Annotated in this window: 11 protein-coding genes; 5 read left to right on the top strand and 6 right to left on the bottom strand. The window is 68.5% G+C overall.

The window, feature by feature from the left end:
- Window positions 1-496: 496 nt before the first annotated feature.
- The gene (gene clpB / locus Q9Q40_03865; GenBank protein ID MDQ7006345.1) at window positions 497-3,097 is read right to left on the bottom strand and encodes an ATP-dependent chaperone ClpB; all 2,601 of its coding nucleotides are present in this window, start codon (window positions 3,095-3,097) and stop codon (window positions 497-499) included.
- 110 nt (window positions 3,098-3,207) lie between these two features.
- Window positions 3,208-3,708: a chemotaxis protein CheX gene (locus tag Q9Q40_03860; protein MDQ7006344.1), complete on the bottom strand. Its 501-nt coding sequence runs from the start codon at window positions 3,706-3,708 to the stop codon at window positions 3,208-3,210.
- 658 nt (window positions 3,709-4,366) lie between these two features.
- Between Q9Q40_03860 and Q9Q40_03855 the strand changes: the two genes are divergently transcribed.
- Window positions 4,367-4,564: a hypothetical protein gene (locus Q9Q40_03855; GenBank protein MDQ7006343.1), complete on the top strand. Its 198-nt coding sequence runs from the start codon at window positions 4,367-4,369 to the stop codon at window positions 4,562-4,564.
- Window positions 4,565-4,814: 250 nt separating this feature from the next.
- Here Q9Q40_03855 and Q9Q40_03850 read toward each other — a convergent pair whose 3' ends face one another.
- Both Q9Q40_03850 and Q9Q40_03845 read right to left on the bottom strand, forming a co-directional pair.
- Window positions 4,815-6,359: an aromatic amino acid ammonia-lyase gene (locus Q9Q40_03850; GenBank protein MDQ7006342.1), complete on the bottom strand. Its 1,545-nt coding sequence runs from the start codon at window positions 6,357-6,359 to the stop codon at window positions 4,815-4,817.
- Window positions 6,360-6,430: 71 nt separating this feature from the next.
- Window positions 6,431-8,995: an SNF2-related protein gene (locus Q9Q40_03845; protein MDQ7006341.1), complete on the bottom strand. Its 2,565-nt coding sequence runs from the start codon at window positions 8,993-8,995 to the stop codon at window positions 6,431-6,433.
- 331 nt (window positions 8,996-9,326) lie between these two features.
- Between Q9Q40_03845 and acsA the strand changes: the two genes are divergently transcribed.
- From acsA to Q9Q40_03825, 4 genes are read left to right on the top strand one after another with little or no spacing between them, the layout of a single operon-like run.
- Window positions 9,327-11,027 carry an acetate--CoA ligase gene (acsA, locus tag Q9Q40_03840; protein ID MDQ7006340.1) on the top strand — a complete coding sequence of 567 codons (1,701 nt, stop codon included), beginning with the start codon at window positions 9,327-9,329 and terminating at the stop codon, window positions 11,025-11,027.
- A 37-nt stretch (window positions 11,028-11,064) separates the two neighbouring features.
- Window positions 11,065-11,319, top strand: a complete 255-nt coding sequence (locus Q9Q40_03835) for an acyl carrier protein (GenBank protein MDQ7006339.1) — start codon at window positions 11,065-11,067, stop codon at window positions 11,317-11,319.
- Window positions 11,320-11,329: 10 nt separating this feature from the next.
- Window positions 11,330-12,577 (top strand): glycine C-acetyltransferase, encoded by a 1,248-nt coding sequence (kbl, locus tag Q9Q40_03830; GenBank protein ID MDQ7006338.1) that lies wholly within the window; start codon window positions 11,330-11,332, stop codon window positions 12,575-12,577.
- A 28-nt stretch (window positions 12,578-12,605) separates the two neighbouring features.
- Complete coding sequence (locus tag Q9Q40_03825) at window positions 12,606-13,982, top strand: tryptophanase (protein MDQ7006337.1); 1,377 nt, start codon at window positions 12,606-12,608, stop codon at window positions 13,980-13,982.
- Between the two features lie 24 nt (window positions 13,983-14,006).
- Here Q9Q40_03825 and Q9Q40_03820 read toward each other — a convergent pair whose 3' ends face one another.
- Together Q9Q40_03820 and metX are read right to left on the bottom strand one after the other, a co-directional pair.
- Entirely contained in the window at window positions 14,007-15,857 is a 1,851-nt protein-coding gene (locus Q9Q40_03820) for a sugar phosphorylase (protein MDQ7006336.1), read from the bottom strand.
- Window positions 15,857-18,145: a homoserine O-acetyltransferase gene (metX, locus tag Q9Q40_03815; protein MDQ7006335.1), complete on the bottom strand. Its 2,289-nt coding sequence runs from the start codon at window positions 18,143-18,145 to the stop codon at window positions 15,857-15,859. Before metX ends, Q9Q40_03820 begins: the two co-directional genes overlap by 1 nt.
- Between the last annotated feature and the right edge of the window lie 4 nt (window positions 18,146-18,149).

Raw genomic sequence — 18,149 nt, 5'->3', positions numbered from 1 at the left:
CCGCAAAGCCCCTCGGCGTACCCCTCTGGCAAGGTTCGGTCACGCAGCAGCCAGGAGGAGGGGCGATGCGGGTCGGTGTGCTCGATATTCTCGCTTTGCCTGCGCAAACGCGGGGGCAGCGCGCCTACTGTGAAGTGATGACCCGGCAGTACGCCTCCGTCACGCCCCAGGCGATCTCCGTCTGGTGCCGTCAGGCGGGACATACGGCTTTCTATGCCACCTACTACGGCGTGGGTGATCCTTCCTGCAGGTTGCCCGAAGACCTCGATTTTCTCTTCATGGGTTGCCACACCCACGCCAGCCCCCTGGCCTATGCCATCTCACGCTGCTATCAGCGGCGAGGCACGGTGACGGTGATCGGCGGTCCTCACGCGCGCTCGTTCCCCGCCGACTGCTTGCGCGGGTTCGACCTGGCGGTGTGGGATTGCGACCGCCACCTGGTGGCACGGATCCGATCGCCCCGGAGATCGTCAGCGCGCCTGCGGCTTGAGCCCCTTCAGCCCGCCACCTCGGCAGCGGCGCCGGGAATGCGCTCGATCTCGAGCCCGCCCTCCGGGCCCAGGTCGACGCGAATCCGATCGCCGGACAACACCTCGCCGGCGATCAGCTTCTCGGACAAGGGCTCGAGCACCTGCTCGCGGAGCACGCGCCCCAGGGGACGGGCGCCGTAGGCCGGGTCGTAGCCCTGGTCGGCGAGGAAGTCGACGGCCTTCTCGCTCAGCTCCAGCTCCAGCTCCCGCTGGGCCAGCAGCGGGCGCATCCGCTCGAGCTGCACGCTGACGATCTGGCGAATCGCCTCCCGGTCCAGGCGGTCGAAGATCAGCACCGCGTCGATGCGATTGAGGAACTCGGGGCGGAAGGTGGCCTTGAGTTCCTGCTGGCACAGGCGCTCGATCTCGGCCTTGTCCTCCATGTCGAGGATGTACTGGCTGCCCACGTTGGAGGTCATGATCAGGATCGTGTTGCGGAAGTCCACCGTGCGGCCGTGGCCATCGGTCAGGCGCCCGTCGTCGAGCACCTGGAGCAACACGTTGAAGACCTCCGGGTGCGCCTTTTCCACCTCGTCGAGGAGCACCACGCTGTAGGGCCGGCGGCGTACCGCCTCGGTGAGCTGGCCGCCCTCGTCGTAGCCCACGTAGCCCGGAGGGGCGCCGATCAGGCGGCTGACCGCGTGACGCTCCATGTACTCGCTCATGTCGATGCGCACCATCGAGCGCTCGTCGTCGAAGAGGAACTCCGCCAGCGCCTTGGCCAGCTCCGTCTTGCCCACACCGGTGGGCCCGAGGAAGAGGAACGAGCCCAGGGGTCGGTCGGGGTTCTGCAGGCCGGCGCGGGAGAGGCGAATCGCCCTGGCTACCCGCTCGATGGCGTGGTCCTGGCCCACCACCCTCCGGTGCAGGCGCTCTTCCATCTTCAGCAGCCGCTCGCTCTCGCCTTCGAGCATCCGCGAGACGGGAATGCCGGTCCAGCGCGCCACCACCGCGGCGATGTCCTCGGCGGTGACCTCCTCGCGCAGGAAGGAGCCCGCGGCCTGGGCCCGGGCGAGTTCTTCCTGGAGCTGCGCGATGCGCCGGTCGATCTCGGGGATCTTGCCGTAGGACAGCTCCGCCGCCCGCTGCAGGTCGCCGTCCCGCTGGGCACGTTCCACCTCGCCCCGCAGGTCGTCGGCCTGCTGCTTGAGTTCCTTGATCTGCCGCACCAGGTCCCGCTGGATCTGCCAGCGGCTGCGCAGGGCGCGTACATGCTCTTCCTTGGCGGCGACTTCTCCTTCGAGCTGTCCGACCCGCGCCCGCGCCTCGGGGGAATCCTCCATCTTCATCGCCTGCAGCTCCACCTGCAGGCGGGTCAGCTCGCGCTCCACGTCGTCGATCGCGGCGGGCACCGACTCGATTTCCATTTTCAAGCGGCTGGCCGCCTCGTCCACCAGGTCGATGGCCTTGTCGGGCAGGAAGCGGTCGGCGATATAGCGGTGCGACAGGCGGGCGGCGGCCACCAGGGCCGCATCGGAAATGCGAATGCCGTGGTGGACCTCGTACTTCTCCTTCAGGCCGCGGAGAATCGCCAGGGCGTCCTCGACGCTGGGCTCACCGATGAACACGGGCTGGAAGCGCCGCTCGAGGGCCTTGTCCTTCTCCACGTGCTTGCGGTATTCGTCGAGGGTCGTCGCGCCGATGCAGCGAAGCTGGCCGCGGGCCAGGGCCGGCTTGAGCATGTTGGCCGCATCCTGGCCCCCCTCGGCGGCGCCGGCGCCGACCAGGGTGTGCATCTCGTCGATGAAAAGGATGATCCGCCCCTCGGCGGCGGTGACCTCTTCGAGGACGGCCTTGAGCCGATCCTCGAACTCGCCGCGGTACTTGGCTCCGGCCACCAGGGCCCCCAGGTCGAGGGCCAGCACGCTCTTGTGGCGCAGGGAATCGGGCACGTCGCCCGCGGCGATGCGCTGGGCGATGCCCTCGACGATGGCCGTCTTGCCCACGCCGGGAGGACCGATCAGCACCGGGTTGTTCTTCGTGCGGCGGGAGAGCACCTGCATGGTGCGGCGGATCTCCTCGTCGCGACCGATGACAGGGTCGAGCTTGCCCTCCCGGGCCAGGGCGGTCATGTCCGAGCAGTACTTCTCGAGGGCCCGATACTTGTTTTCCGGGTCAGGGCCGGTGACCCGCTGGGTGCCGCGCACCGCTTCCACCGCGGCGGCCAGGCGCCCAGTCTCGGCGCCGTGACGTCCGAGCAGTTCCCCCGCCGCGCCGCCGGCGGCCACCAGGCCCAGCAGCAGGTGCTCGGTGGAGACGTATGCGTCCCCCCTGGCCGCCGAGTCCTTCTCCGCCAGGCGCAGGGCCTGGCTCAGCTCGCGTCCCATGTAGGGCTCGCCACCCTCCACCCGGGGCCGGCCCTGGAGTTCCCGCTCCAGGTCTCCCAGCAAAGCGTCGAGGGGCACGCCCGCTCGTTCGAGGATCGGACGCACCAGGCCGTCGTCCTGGCCGAGCAGAGCCGCGAGCAGGTGCAGACCGGTGATCTCCTGGTGTGTATGCTCCGCCGCGATCTGCTGGGCGGAGACCAGAGCATCCCGCGACTTGGTGGTCAGCTTGTCCGCGTTCATTCGAGTCTCCCTCCCGGCGGGCCTGGTTTCGCCGCGAGGGCGGCCTGCCGGGGTCGCGATCTTTTAAGACCGCGCGACGCCGCTGGCAACCGGGAGACTCGCCACGGTAATCAGGTGAGCTGCAGCAGGGAGATCGTAGTGGAGAAGAAGCGATCCTTGTGGTGCTCGATGGGGATCTGCTCCAATTCGAACTGCACGGAGACCATGCTGATCCCGCGGGTGTAGTAGACGTCGTAGCTGGCTCCGAGCACCAGGGAAGGTACCGAGATGTTTTCGATCTGGTAGTCAGTCCCGGCCAGGGCCGCCTTGATGCCGCCGGCGATGATATTGCCGATTTCCATCACCCCGTCGAAAACCATCTCGTCGGGGGCATCGGGCACTTCCCCGAGCAGCCCTCCCGCCAGGTAAAGCATGCCCCGCTCGGAGAGGTTGATGGTGACACTGCCGTTGGCCTTGCCCACCAGTCCCACGATCACGGCGATCGGTCGTGTGGCAGAGAAAAAACGCGTGGCCCCGACGGGGGTGGGAGTGATCCCCGTCATCTCCAGCCCCCCGAGGGTGCCGGTAATGGCGGCGTTGAGCAGGACCTCGTCGAGTTCCAGTCGTGGCATCACGCTCTCCTTTAACCAAGTCTCTCCCTAGACTTATGGCCCGATCCGGGGACCGTCAACCCCGTACCGCCGAAAAGCTGAAACACGCCGCCCCCGTGGCCGCCCACCCCGCGAAGGGGCCGGGAGCGGCAACAGTCCTGGCAGGCCGCCTGGCTGCGCCGAGAGGTGAACGGTTCTCCTGCCGGCAGGGAGTCCGGCCCCGGGGCAGTTGGCGGGAGCATGGTTCAATCGATCGACCCGGTGGCAGCCTACAGGTGGAAGAACTCCGCGTGGGAAATCGTCCCCTTTCAGATCGACGAGCGTCAATAGCCATTCGACATCACCTCCGATTCCCTCACTCCGGCCAACGGGTGTGCGATTCCACCGGGCACCGCGACGTGGAACGGCTGGACCCGCGTGTCTCGCGACAGCGAGGCGCTTCTCTTCTGGCTCCCGGCAGCCGCAGGGATTCGGTCATCACGCCGTGCAGTACACGACTCTCCTCGACTACCAGGACGGGAACCGCTGGACGGCAAGCTGTTCGGGCGAATGACGCGGCGAATGCTGGTCTTCGATTCTACCGACGTGTGTGCTGTCGATCCGGATGACGAAGCAGCGGACTTTGGGGCACCCGGCGGCTGCAGCCTCCGCGACAGACCTTCCTTGCCGCACGCCCTCGGTGTCCTGGTCGGGTGTCCTCTTCGCGGCGCTGTGGGTCGAGGCGCGAGGCGGGCAGTGGAACGTCTATCACGCGGAAGTCGATGAAGCGGGGACACCGACACGCCTGCCGCGGCTGGTGCAGAGCGCGACGGAACCGGTCTCGGACGTGGATCCGGCCTGGATCGAAGATCGCCAGGGGGCCACGTGGAACCAGTAGAGCGACGGCGTGGCGGAGGTCGTCCTCGTCGAGCTGTCGGCCGGCGGTACGCCGGTCGGTACGCCACAGGTCGTCTCGCTCCGGGACCGGCAGGCTTCCACCGAGCCGTCGCCGAGTTGGGCCGGGGGCGGCGCGAGTCAATCCGCCTCCCGGGACGCCTCCATCGCCGTATCCCCCCGCCTGCCCGTAGCCGCACGATCCAGCGAGCTGTTCAGCCGAGGTGCCGCCCCGCCGGCGTGGCGCCCCGGCCTCAGTCGCATCGGCTCCACGACGCTCGCAGGGGGCCGGTCTCGGCCACCACGGCAGTGAGCACCTCGCCCCGGCGGGTCAGCTCGGCCATGGCGTTGTGGTCCTTGTAGAGGGGGCGGTCCACGTCGAGAAAGTCCACTGCCCGGCGCACGGCCTGACGGGCGGCCTGGGTGCCGCGCCCGGGGTTGAAGTCCCGCAGGTCCAGGGCCTGGGCGGCGGCCATCAACTCGATGCCCAGCACGCCCTGGGCGTTGTGCAGAATCTGCCGGGTCTTGAGAGCGCCGTTCATGCCCATCGAGACGAAGTCTTCCTGGTCGGCGGCGGCGGGAATCGACTGCACGTGGGAAGGCGCGCTGAGAATCCGCTGCTCGACGATCAGCGTATCGGCAGTGTACTGGCTGAGCATCATCCCCGAGAAGATGCCGGCGCCCCGGGTCAGAAAAGCCGGCAGGCCCACCGAGAGGGCCGGGTTGAGCAGGCGGTTGAGGCGCCGCTCGGAGAGCACGGCCACCATGGTCAGACCCGAGCCGATGGTGTCGAGGGGCATACTGACGGGTGTGCCCTGGAAGTTGGCCCCGGTGAGCACCAGGTCGTCCTCGGTGACGAAGAGGGGATTGTCGGCACAGCCGTTGAGTTCGATCTCCACCTGGCGGCGGGCGTAGGCCATCATGTCCCGCAGGGCGCCGATCACCTGGGGGGTCGAACGCATGGAGTAGGCATCCTGCACCTTGACATCGATCTTGCCACTGAGCAGGTCCGAGCCTTCGATCACCTGTCGCAGGTTGGCCGCGGAGGTCACCGCGCCGGGAAAGCCCCGCAGCTCGTGCAGACGGGAATGATAGGGCTTCATGTTGGCCATCAGGGCCTCGAGGCTCATCGCCGCGGCGATCTCCGCCTGGGCGATCCACTGCTCGGCATCGAGCAGCAACAGGCAGGCGATGCCCGTGATCAGGTTCGAGCCGTTGATGGCCGACAGGCCGTCGCGGGCCTGGAGCCCCGGCACGGGAATCCCCGCCTGCTCCATCGCCTTGCCTGTAGGCATCCGCCGACCCTGGTAGAAGCACTCCCCCTCGCCCATCAGGCTCAGGGCGATCTGGCTCATGGGCGCCAGGTCGCCGCAGGCCCCGACGCTGCCCTTCTCGCAGACCACCGGGGTGATCCCCGCGTTGAGCAGGGCCACGTAGGTCAGGGGGATCTCCCGACGACAGCCGGAGTAGCCCTTGGCGTGCACGTTGATCCGGCTGAGCATCGCCGCCCGCACGTGCTCGATGGGCGCCGGCTCGCCGATCCCCGCAGCGTGGTTGTAGATCAGGTACTTCTGGAACTCCCGCACCTGGCCGTCGTCGAGCCGCACCTCGGCCAGTTCGCCGATGCCGGTGTTGATGCCATACATCGTCTCGCCGGCCTCGATCTTGCGCTCGATCATCCGCCGGCAGGCGTCGATGCGGGCCAGGGCGTCGTCGCTCAGGCTCACCTTTTCGCCCCCGCGGGCGACGCGATCCACATCCTCGAGGGTCAGTCCACTTCCACTCATGACGAGAGACATCGTCCGGTAGCTCCTGAGGCTCGGCTTGGAACAAGCCGCGGGGAGAGAGAAGCTGGCATTCTACCCCCGGATCAGCCGGTCGGCCGGACCGGCCCGACCACCAGCGCCGCCGCCGCCAGCGGGTCACCGGGCAATTCGGCGGCGATGGCCCGCACGGTGGCGGCCCAGCCGGGCCGGGAGGTCCAGGCCTCGGGGTCGACGCGATGGACCCGCAGGGGACGGGCGGCCAGCCGCTGCTCCCACTTCGTCCGCCGACGCCCCCTGTGGTCCACCGCCCGCACCACCAGCCGGCCCTCCTCCCGGTAGAAGCCCACCACCGCCAGGCCCGAGTCGTCACCGATCTCGCAGGCCAGCAGGGCCGTCCGGCCCCGGGAGGAGTCCTGCACCTCGGCCAGGATCGCCTCCACCAGGGGGTGGCCGGAGGCGAAGAAGTCGATCATCTCGTCGTCCACCGCCGTCTCCCGGTCGAAGGTGCCGACGAAGCTGAACTCGTCTCCCAGCCCGGGCAGGCTCTCGACCAGGGCCCGTTGGCCCAGGGCCACGGAGTAGACCCCCTCCTGGCGCTGGCTCTCCACCTCGAGACCCAGGCCATCCGCGGCCCCCAGCACCACGTCTTCGGTCAGCGCCTCCAGGTCGTCAGGCAGGCGGGCGAGGATCTCCTCGGCGCAGGCCGGGTCGTACAGACCGGTGAGCAAGTGGCGATAGGCGGCCTGCTGGACCCGGGACCAGGCTCCCTCGACCTCCTGCACCAGCGCCTCGAGGTGCTCGTCTTCCGCCAGGCGACCGGCAGCGGCGGCCTCGTCGAGGAGCTGCTCGACCCGGCGCAGTTCCCGCTGGAGCCCCTCGAGAGGCCGCTCCATCAGCCCGATGCGCTCGTAGAGCCGCACGACGGCGGCGCCGATGCCCGCCGGGGGCCGGAAGTAGACGATGCCCACGTTCATCCGGCGGCCGATACGGTCGAGGCGGCCGATGCGCTGCTCGACCCTTCCGGGAGACCAGGGCAGGTCGTACATCACCAGCCGGTGGCAGAACTCGAAGTTGCGACCCTCGCCGCCGCACTCGGTGGAGATCATCAGCGAGGGCCCTGAGCGGGTACGGAAGCCCGCCACCTCGATGTCGCGACGGGAGGGAGACAGATCCTCGTGGAACACCGCGGTGGCGAGCTGGCAGCGGCGACTGAGTTCGGCGCGCAACATCTCGAGGGTCTCCCGGCAGGAGACGAAGACCAGGGTCTTCTCCCGGCGCCGCTCCCACTCCGGTGCGGCCTGGGCCAGGAAGTCCAGCCGAGGGTCGCTCTCCACCGCCCGGCGGGCGGCGGCCTCGAGGCCGGGGCGGCGGCTTTCGGGCAAGGCCAGCACGGCGGCCCCCGACGAAAGGGCCCGGCGCAGCAGGTCCGCCTTGCGGGCCCGGGCCGGCGGCGTCTCGGCGGGCAGGGCCGCGACCTGTTGCTCGAGGTGGGCGATGGGCGCCCAGGCCTGCTCGTCGATGTCCACGGGCAGGGGTCGTCGGGGAGGCAAGCCGCCGAGATCCTGGCGGCGGGTGACGGAGGTGCAGGCCGGCAGCGCCGCGCCGGAGTCCAGCACCTCGAGCAGCGGACGATCGTCGGGGAAGCGCTCGGGGTGGAGGAGCTGCAGCAGGCGCAGGAAGCCCTCGGCATCGTCTTCCAGGGGCGTGGCGGTCAGCAGCAGGGCGTGGGGCACCTGGCGGATCAGCGGCGCCAGGGTGCGGTAGGCGGGATTGCCCGGATGCCCCTCCCGCCGCCGCAGGTGATGGGCCTCGTCGACGATCACCATCTCCACGCCGGCGGCCTGGGCCTGCTCCACCAGCCGCGGCCGCTCGACCAGCATTTCCAGGCTCGCCACAACCCGGCGATGGACGTCGAAGGGGTTGAAGGACTCGCCGTAGTCCCTGGCCACGTCGCCGAGGCGCTTGTCGTCGAGCAGCACGTAGACCTCGTGGTACTTGCGCCACAGCTCGCCGAGCCACTGCACGGTGAGGGTCGCGGGAGCCACCACCAGCACCCGCTCCACCCTTCCGGTGCGCAGCAGGTGGCTCTGGATCAGGCAGGCCTCGACGGTCTTGCCCAGCCCCACCTCGTCGGCCAGCAGCCAGCGTACCGGGTCGGTCCGGGTCGCCCGCTCGGCCACGTAGAGCTGGTGGGGAAAGAGCTGGATGCGGCCGCCGAGGAAGGACGCCAGCCGGTCCCCTTCCCTCAGGCTCGCCAGGTGGAGGGCATCGAGGCGGTTGGCGAAATCCTCCAGGCGGTCGATCTCACCGGCGGCCAGGCGGTCGAAGAGGGAGGCGGCGTGGGGCAGAGGCCACAGCTCGGCCTCGTCGACCTCCCGCCCGTCGCCCAGGCGGCAGCGGGAGCCGGGGCCCACCTCGACCACCTGTACCTCCTCGCCGCTGCTCTCGAGCATGGCCCGGCAGCCGGCCCTCAGCACCAGGGGCTCGAGGCTGCCGGTGTCGGCGGCGATGGTGAGTTGCTCGCCGACCAGGGGAAACTGGACGCGCAGGTAGCGCCCCTCCACCGCCGTGATGCGGCCGGGCCCCAGGTCGGGATTGAAGCGATGGGCCACCCGGTCCCCCGGGGCCCAGGGTCCCTGCGGCGCGCTGCGCTTGTCGGCAGTGTTCAACTCACCCTCGGCGGCGGGCCATCCCCGCCCGGCGGCAGCATACAACACGGAGACGGCGGCCGATCTCGAGGCCGAGGCTGCAGAGCCGAGTCGTGCGGGGCGGGGCGGGAGGAGAGTCCGGCTGTACCGGAGGAGCTGCGTAGTTTCATGAAATCCGGCGAGAGAAGTGCGAGATTCGCGGCAGTGGCCCCGCCGGAGGGGCATGCTAAACTGTAAGCCAGCCTGAATAATCGACAGCCGCCGCCGGGTCACCCGGCGGGTTTTTACCTTTTCCCACCCGTTTTCGAGCCTGGAGCAGGGGGGTCGGCACCCCCGCCGAGGAGACAGCAAGGTGAGCGGCGAGAGCAAAATCGTGCAGGGCGACTCCATCACCTGGAGCCGGGGGGCAGAAGAACTGGGCCTGAGCGACTCGGGCCCGGTGAACATCGCGGAGATCTGCACCGACCGCAATCTCCGCCTCGGCCGGGGCGGGCGGCCCGCGCTGATCCACCAGGGGCACGCCGGCGAGCCCCGCACCTACACCTTCGAGGACCTCAAGGAGCTGTCCTGCGGCTGGGCGGCCTTCCTGGCGGAGGCGGGCATCCGGCCGCTGGATCGGGTCTGCCTGTTCCTCGACCGGGTCCCGGAACTCTACATCGGTTTCCTCGGCATCCTGCGCCTGGGAGCCGTGGTCCAGCCCCTGTTCTCGGCCTTCGGCGAGGAGGCCCTCTTCCAGCGCATCGACGACAGCCAGGCGTCCTGCGTGATCACCCAGCGGCGGCACCTGGGCAAGCTGCGGCGGATCCGCGAGCGGGTGCCTTCCCTGCACACGGTGGTGGTGATCGACCACGACCCCGCCGGCAAGCCCCTGCGATCGGGCGAGGTGGCCTTCTCGATGGAGCGCGGCCGCCGCAAGGACTTCCCCGTCGCCCGCACCTTCGGCGAGTCCCCCTCGGTGCTGCACTACACCTCGGGCACCACGGGCAAGCCGAAAGGGGCACTCCACGTCCACGGCTCGGTGGTCGCCCAGTACTTGACCTCCAAGGTGGTGCTGGACCTGCGGGAAGACGACGTCTACTGGTGTACCGCCGACCCGGGCTGGGTCACCGGCACCAGCTACGGGATCATCGGCCCCTGGTCGCTGGGAGTGACCCAGTTCGTCCTCGACGCGGGCTTCTCCAGCGAGCGCTGGTACGCCGCCATGGCCCGCCACCGGGTCAGCGTGTGGTACACCGCCCCCACGGCGATCCGGATGCTGATGAAGGACGGCGCGGAGGCCGCGCGGGACCACGACCTGTCGGCCCTGCGGCACATGTGCTCGGTGGGCGAGCCCCTCAACGCCGAGGGGGTGCTCTGGGGCCGTCAGGCCTTCGGCCTGGACTTCCACGACACCTTCTGGCAGACCGAGACCGGTGCGATGATGATCACCAACCGCCCGGGGCTGCCGGTCAAGCCCGGCTCCATGGGCCGACCCTTCCCCGCCGTCACCGCCGCGGTGGTCGACCCCGAGACCGGCGAGGAAGTGCGCGAGCCGGGCCAGGTGGGGATGATCGCCATCAAGCCCCCCTGGCCGAGCATGATGCGCACATACTGGAACAACACCGCCACGTACTACAGCAAGTTCCTGGGGGGATGGTACATTTGCGGCGACCGGGCGAGCGTCGACGAGGACGGCTACTTCTGGTTCTGCGGGCGGGACGACGACGTGATCAACACGGGGGGCCACCTGGTGGGGCCCTTCGAGATCGAAAGCGCCCTGCTCGAGCACGAGGCCGTCGCCGAATCGGCGGCCATCGGTAAGCCGGACCCGGTGAACATGGAGGTGGTCAAGGCCTTCGTGGCCCTCAGGCCCGGCTGGGAGCCGAGCGACGACGTGGAGCTTTCGATCATGAACTTCATCCGCAAGAAGCTCTCGCCCCTGGCCATGCCCCAGGAGATCGAGTTCGTCGACAAGTTGCCCAAGACCCGCAGCGGAAAGATCATGCGCCGCCTGCTCAAGGCCCGGGAAACGGGCGAGCAGATCGGCGACACCAGCACCCTCGAGGATGATTGAACCATCGGTAGCCAACATAAAGGAAGGAGCCCGAGCGATGGCCGAGGACATGAAAGACCTGATCATCGACTACATCCGCAACGAGTACCTCGACGAAGACGACGACGACATGGAACTCGACGAGTCGACGCCCCTGATCACCAGCGGCATCGTCGATAGCTTCTCCATGGTCAGCCTCAAGCGATTCCTGGAGAAGAAGTACGCCATCTCGATTCCCGACGAGGAGGCCACCCCCGACGCGTTCAATTCAGTGGCCAGCATCATGGCGCTGGTGCAGCGCCACCTGGGCTGAGGAGGGCATCATGGCCTACTCGGAAAAGGTGCGCGAGGCCTACCAGGCCGAGCTGAGCGAAATCCGCGACAAGGGGCTGTACAAGGAAGAGCGCCTGATCCACTCGCCCCAGGCGGCGGACATCCGGGTGGAGTACCCGGAAGGCGCCGCCGTGCGAGAGGTGATCAACCTCTGCTCGAACAACTACCTGGGGCTGTCCTCCCACCCGGAGGTGGTCAAGGCCGCCCACGAGGGCCTCGACGCCCGGGGCTACGGCATGTCGAGCGTGCGCTTCATCTGCGGCACCCAGGACATCCACCGCAAGCTCGAGCACGCGCTGAGCGATTTCCTGGGCACCGAAGACACGATCCTCTTCCCGAGCTGCATGGATGCCAACGCAGGGGTCTTCGAAGCGATCCTGGGCCCCGAGGACGTGATGATCTCCGACCGCCTGGTCCACGCCTCGATCATCGACGGCATCCGGCTGTGCAAGGCGATGCACGACACCTACAAGCACGCCAACATGAAGCACCTCGAGCAGAAGCTGGAAGAGCACCAGGACAAGCGCCTGCGGGTGATCATCACCGACGGCGTGTTCAGCATGGACGGCGACCTGGCTCCCCTCGACGAGATCGTCGCCCTGGCGGAGAAGTACGACGCGATGGTCTTCGTCGACGACTCCCACGCCTCGGGCTTCATCGGCAAGACCGGGCGGGGCACGCCGGAGTACTTCGGCGTGATGGGCAAGATCGACATCATCACCACCACCCTGGGCAAGGGCCTGGGTGGCGCCAGCGGCGGCTGCGTCTCAGGGCGCCAGGAAATCGTCGACCTCTGCCGCCAGCGGGCCCGACCCTACCTGTTCAGCAACTCGGTGGCCCCGCCGATCATCTCCGCCTCGCTCAAGGTGCTGGAGATTCTCTCCGCCACCACCGAGCGACGCGATCGACTTGAAGAAAACGCCCGCTTCTGGCGCCAGGCGCTGCGCGAGGCCGGCTTCGTGATCAAGGCGGGCGACAGCCCGATCGTGCCGATCATGCTCTTCAACGCCAAGCTGGCCCAGGACTTCGCCCGGGACCTCTACGAGCAGGGGATCTACGTCACCGGTTTCTTCTTCCCCGTGGTGCCCGCCGGCCAGGCGCGGATTCGCACCCAGCTCTCGGCCGACCACGACATTCCGATGCTCGAGTCGGCCCTGGTCAAGTTCAAGGCGATCGGCGAGAAACACGGGGTCCTCGGCCTGGACAAGAAGGCCATCATCGCCAAGTTCGGGCTGTAGCCCGGCGGCACCACGGAGCGCAGCCCTGATGAAAACCATCATCGAGCCGTTCAAGATCAAGGTCGTCGAGCCGATCCGCATGACCTCCCGCGCCGAGCGGGAGCGCATCATCGCCGAGGCGGGCTACAACCTCTTCCAGGTCAACGCCGACGACGTGCTGATCGACCTGCTCACCGACTCGGGCACCGCGGCGATGAGCGCCGAACAGTGGGCAGGGATCATGCGGGGCGACGAAGCCTACGCCTGCTCGAAGAGCTTCTACCGCTTCCAGGACGCGGTGCGGGGCATCTTCGGCTTCCGCCACGTGATCCCCACCCACCAGGGACGGGCGGCGGAACGGATCCTCTTCTCGGTGATGTGCAAGCAGGGCGACGTGGTGCCCAACAACACTCACTTCGATACCACCCGGGCCAACTGCGAGTACACCGGCGCCGAGGCGGTCGACCTGCCCATCGCCGAAGCCCGGCGACCCGCGGCCCTCCACCCCTTCAAGGGCAACATGGACACCCGGGCCCTGGCGGCGCTGATCGAAAAGGTGGGACCCGAGCGGATCCCCCTGTGCATGATCACCGTGACCAACAACTCGGGCGGCGGCCAGCCGGTCTCGCTGGCCAATATCCGAGAGGTCAAGGCGATCCTCGAGCCCCACGGCATCCCGCTCTACATCGACGCCTGCCGCTTCGCCGAAAACGCCTGGTTCATCAAGCAGCGGGAGGAGGGCCAGGCCGAGCGCTCGATCCGCGAGATCTGCCGCGAGATGTTCGCTTACGCCGACGGCTGCACCATGTCGGCCAAGAAGGACGCCCTGGTCAACATCGGCGGCTTCCTGTGCACCAACGACGACCGCCTGGCCGAGCGGGAGCGGGACCTGCTGATCCTCACCGAGGGCTTTCCCACCTACGGCGGGCTGGCGGGCCGCGACCTCGAAGCGATCGCCATCGGCCTCGAGGAGGTACTGCGGGAGGACTACCTGCAATATCGTATCGCCTCCACCAGCTACCTGGGCCAGGCGATTTCCGACGCGGGCGTGCCGATCATCGAACCCCCGGGAGGGCATGCGATCTACATCGACGCGGCGGCGATGCTGCCCCACATCCCGCCGCTCGAGTTCCCCGCCCAGGCCCTGGCCGTCGAGCTGTACAACGAGGCCGGTATTCGCTCGGTGGAGATCGGTACGCTGATGTTCGGTCGGAAGGACCCACACACCGGCGAGGCGCTGCCCGGTCCGCTGGAACTGGTGCGCCTGGCGATCCCCCGGCGGGTCTACACCCAGAGCCACATCGACTACGTGGCCGAGGCGATCATCGAGGTCTACCAGCGCCGGGAAGCGATCCGCGGCCTGCGCCTGGTCTACGAGGCTCCCTTCCTGCGCCACTTCACCGCGCGCCTCGAGCCGCTGGAATAGCGTGCGCGCGGGCCCGACGGACGGCTAGCCGGCTGAGCGCAACCACGCGACCTGGTAGGGATCGAGGTGGATCCGGCCGTCTGCGGGGCGAGAGGTGAGCATGTCGTCCAGGGGCCGCCCCAGGCCCTGCTCCGCGAGGGGCAGGTCGAGTTCCAGCGGCTCGGGAGTGACGTTGACCAGGCACCATACCCAGCGGGAGCCGTCCCGGCTGATGCGCAGCAGGGAGAAGACGCGATCGTCGATGGGCACCACCCGCTGGGGCGCCGCCGGGTGGAAACAAGGTTCGGCCACTCGTCTTTCGATCATGTCCAGGTACCGGCGGGCGATACGGTATCCGGTACTCTCCGGATTGCTGAGGAAGGCGGCGAAGAGGCGGTCTTCATGAATCCGGGTGCGGTTGATGCTGCGCTTGGAGCCGGTCTCCATCACCGCGTCCAGGTCGTTCTTCGAACCGATCAGGCTCGGCAGGTAGATGCCAGGCACTCCGCGCAGGGCCAGGGCCACCGCCCGGGAGGCGATGAAGCGGTCGATTTGCAGATCCCGGGGCTCGCCGGCATCCTCCGGATTGAGCGCGCTGAACCAGGTGATGTTCAGCTCGTAGGGTGAACTCGAACCGTCGGAGTCGGTGCGCATGGAAACGAAGCCGCCCCGCCCGCGGGTGATCGCGCAGATCGCGTCGATCTCTTCGCTGCTGAGAATCCCTCGTGCGCCCAACAAACCGATGCCGTCGTGGGAGTCGAGGAAGTTGAAGAAGGCCGTCGTCTCGGAAGGCGGTTCGAGTCCCGCCGCCCATCGGCTGAGCACCTCGGCGTTACCGGTCAGAAAGGTGTGCAGCACCAGCGGCGGCAAGGCGAAGTTGTAGACCATCTGGGCCTCGTCGTCGCCCGTCCCGAAATAGGTGATGTTCTCCTTGTGGGGGACGTTGGTCTCGGTGACCAGGGCCACGTCTCTCGCCGCCGCATCGAGCACGTCGCGGAACAGGCGCACCACTTCGTGGGTCTGCTCGAGGTGGGCGCAGCTCGTTCCCAGCTCGGCCCAGATGTAGGTGATCGCATCGAGGCGCACCAGGTCGGCTCCGTGGCGAACGTAGTAGAGCAAGATATCCAGGATGCGCAGCAACACCTTGGGGTTGTGGAAGTTCAGGTCGATCTGGTCGGGTGAAAATGTCGTCCAGACGAAACGCGGGCCGCGCAGGGTTTCGAACCGGGTCAGCAAGCTGGAGGTGCGGGGCCGGAGCACCAGCTTGAGGCGGTCGTCGTCGATGGCCAGCCCGCGGGAGAAGGCGATGAAAGTGTCCCGCTCTTCGGGATTGCCCGCGAGGAATTCCTCGAACCAGCGACTCTGGGACGAGACGTGGTTGAACACCCCGTCGAACATCAGCTTGAACGACTTCTTCAGCGTCGCCACGTCGTCCCAGCTTCCCAGCCGGGGGTCCACCGCCCGGTAGTCGATCACCGAAAAGCCACGGTCGGAGGAGTAGGGATAAAACGGCAACACGTGCAGGGTGGTGATCAGTCCGCGGAAGAAGACCTCGGCGAAATCGGCCAGGGTACGCAGGGGCGGACGCGACTCGGAGAGGATCAGGTCGCCGTAGGTGATCAGGATCACGTCCTTCTCGCTGAACCTCTCCCGCGGGTCGAAGTCCTGCTCCCAGGCCTCCAGCTCGGCACTCTTGTGGGCGTTGTGCACCCGCACCAGGCGGTCGATCTCGTTGGTGATCGCGTCGGCCTCGATCTCGCCGTAGAGGCGGATCACCCGCTCCTGGATCCGCTGCTCGAGCCGTGGCGGCAGGCCGGGCAACAGCTTGGTGTAGTCGGGAGTCAGCAGGTAGAGAGGCGGCGGCGTCCCGGCGCGGCCAGCAGAAGAACCACCCATCATGCCTCCAGGGAAGTCGGCTCGGGACGAGGATGGAGCAGCGAGCGCAACACCGGTATGGCCCCTTCCCCGCCGGCCTCGCCGACAACCGCCTTCCCGTCCCGCAGCATCAGCCAGTGGGCGAAGTCAGGAGCCCGGGGCGGCTGCCCGGCAGGATCGAAGCGACCCGTCCAGCTCACACGGGTATCGAACAGCCCCACCAGGTCGTTGATCAACGCGGTAGCCACGGGAAGCACCCCCGAGCCCTTGCCGATGTGCACCATCTCGCCCAGTTCATCGCCTACCAGCACCACGGCGTTGCCCTCACCCCGCACCGAGCCCAGGTGGCCGTCGGTCGTCACCGCCATGGGACGCACACAGGCCACCGGCCGCCCGCCGCCCCAGTGGCAGAGGCCCACCGCCTTGATGCGGAAGCCCGCGGCGGGAGCGGCACGCACCAGTTGCGGATCGAGGTCTTCGATGCCCATCGTCGGCAGATCGTCGGCCCCGTAACGCCGGCCCAGGGCCCGGGTGATCAACAGGGCCATCTTCTGGGCCGTGTCCCAGCCGCTGAGATCGAGGTGGGGATCTTCCTCGGGCAGTCCCAGGCGCTGGGCCTCGACCAGCGCGCCCTCCAGGTCGTCGCCCTCCTCGATCCGCCCGAGCACCAGGTTGCAGGTGCTCGAGACGATGGCCTTGAGGGTGTGCACGTCCGCCTGGCGGAGCGGCCGTTCCACCGCGTAGAGCAGCGGCCAGCCGGCGGCGATGGAGCTGTGGTAGGCCAGCGGCACCCCGTGCTCGACGGCCAGGGCCTCGAGTCGAGCACCATGATCGTGAATCAACATCTTGTTGGGGGTCACCACCGGGCGGCCGGCGGCCAGGGCCTCGGCCACCACCTGGGCCACGTCGCCGCCCCGGGTCAGCTCCACCAGCACGTCGAAATCCGCGCGCCGCACCAGCGCCTCGGGATCGTGGCTCAGGCGATGGCGCCGTACCGCCGGAGCGAAATCCTTGTCGGCATCCAGGTCGCAGATCTCGACGATCTCGAAATGCAAACCGTGCTCGTCGGCCAGCCACCGGGCCCGCTCTTCGAGCACCCCCAGCAGGCTCTGGGCCACCCGGCCGCCACCGAGCAGGGCCAGCCGCACGTGGCGCACCTCCCGGCCCGGAGTCGCGGGCACGACCACCGGCTGGGGGGGGCGGGCACCGGCCAGGATCCCCTCGAGTTGGGCCGTTTCCAGCAGGAAGGCGTCGTGCCCGTGGGGCGAGCGAATCTCGGCGTACTCCACCCTCTTGCCCAGGTGCCGGAGGATGTCGGCCCCCAGGCGCACCTCGGCGGCCGAGTAGAGGTTGTCGCTGCTGATCCCCACCACCAGGCAGCGGGCCGCCACCCTGTCGAGAGCGCCGAGCAGGCCTTCACGGCCCTCCGCCACGTCATGCAGGTCCATCGCCCGGGAATAGAGCAGCCAGGTGTAGGGGTCGAAGCGCCGGGTGATCTTCTTGCCGTGATGCCGCAGCCACGACTCGACGTTGAACATGCCGCGCTCGGCCAGGGTGCGGCCCGGCTTCTTGAACCAGTCCCGGCCGAACTTCTCCTCCATGCCCACCGGGGAGCGGTAGCTGAGCATGCCGATGCCCCGGGCGACCATCTGCCCCCAGCGGGCGATCACCTCGTCGCCGGAGATGTCCAGCTCGATGCCCCGACGCTGGAGCCAGTTCAGCCCGATCTGGTAGGGGGTGGTGCGCAGGGGGGCGGCGACCACCACCACCTGCCCCACCTCCTCACCCGCCTCGACGGCCCACTCCCAGGCCACCATGCCGCCCATGCTCGGGCCGATGACCATCTCCAGGCGCCGGACGCCGATGGCCTCGAGAAACAGTCGGCTCGAGCGCACCATGTCGAGAGGGGTCAGCAGGGGGAAGTGATCGAGCCAGGGACGGCCCTCGGGATCGTCGGGCCGGGGGAAGCGGGGACCGGTAGTGCCGTAACAGCCGCCGAGCAGGTTGGGACAGACCACGAAATAGCGGTCGGTGTCGAGCACCCGCCCCGGACCGATCAGGGGCTCCCACCAGCCGGGCATCTGTCCCTCGCCGGCGCTGCGCGCATGGCAGTCGGCGGTCATCGGATGGACGATCAACACGGCGTTGTCGCCGGCAGCGCTGAGCCTGCCCCAGCTCTCGAAGCTGAACTGCAATTCAGCGAGGCAGCCGCCGTGGCGGGCCACGAAGGGCAGGTGGCTTTCGATGGCGACCACCTCGGCCAACTCGGTCGTCGGCGAAGGCCACCAGATCTCCCGCCGTTCGTCCATCGGC

Source organism: Acidobacteriota bacterium (genome assembly GCA_030949985.1).
Taxonomy (GTDB): domain Bacteria; phylum Acidobacteriota; class Polarisedimenticolia; order J045; family J045; genus JALTMS01.
The sequence above is the reverse complement of the archived record's forward strand: the minus strand, read 5'-3'. Positions and strand labels throughout refer to the sequence as shown.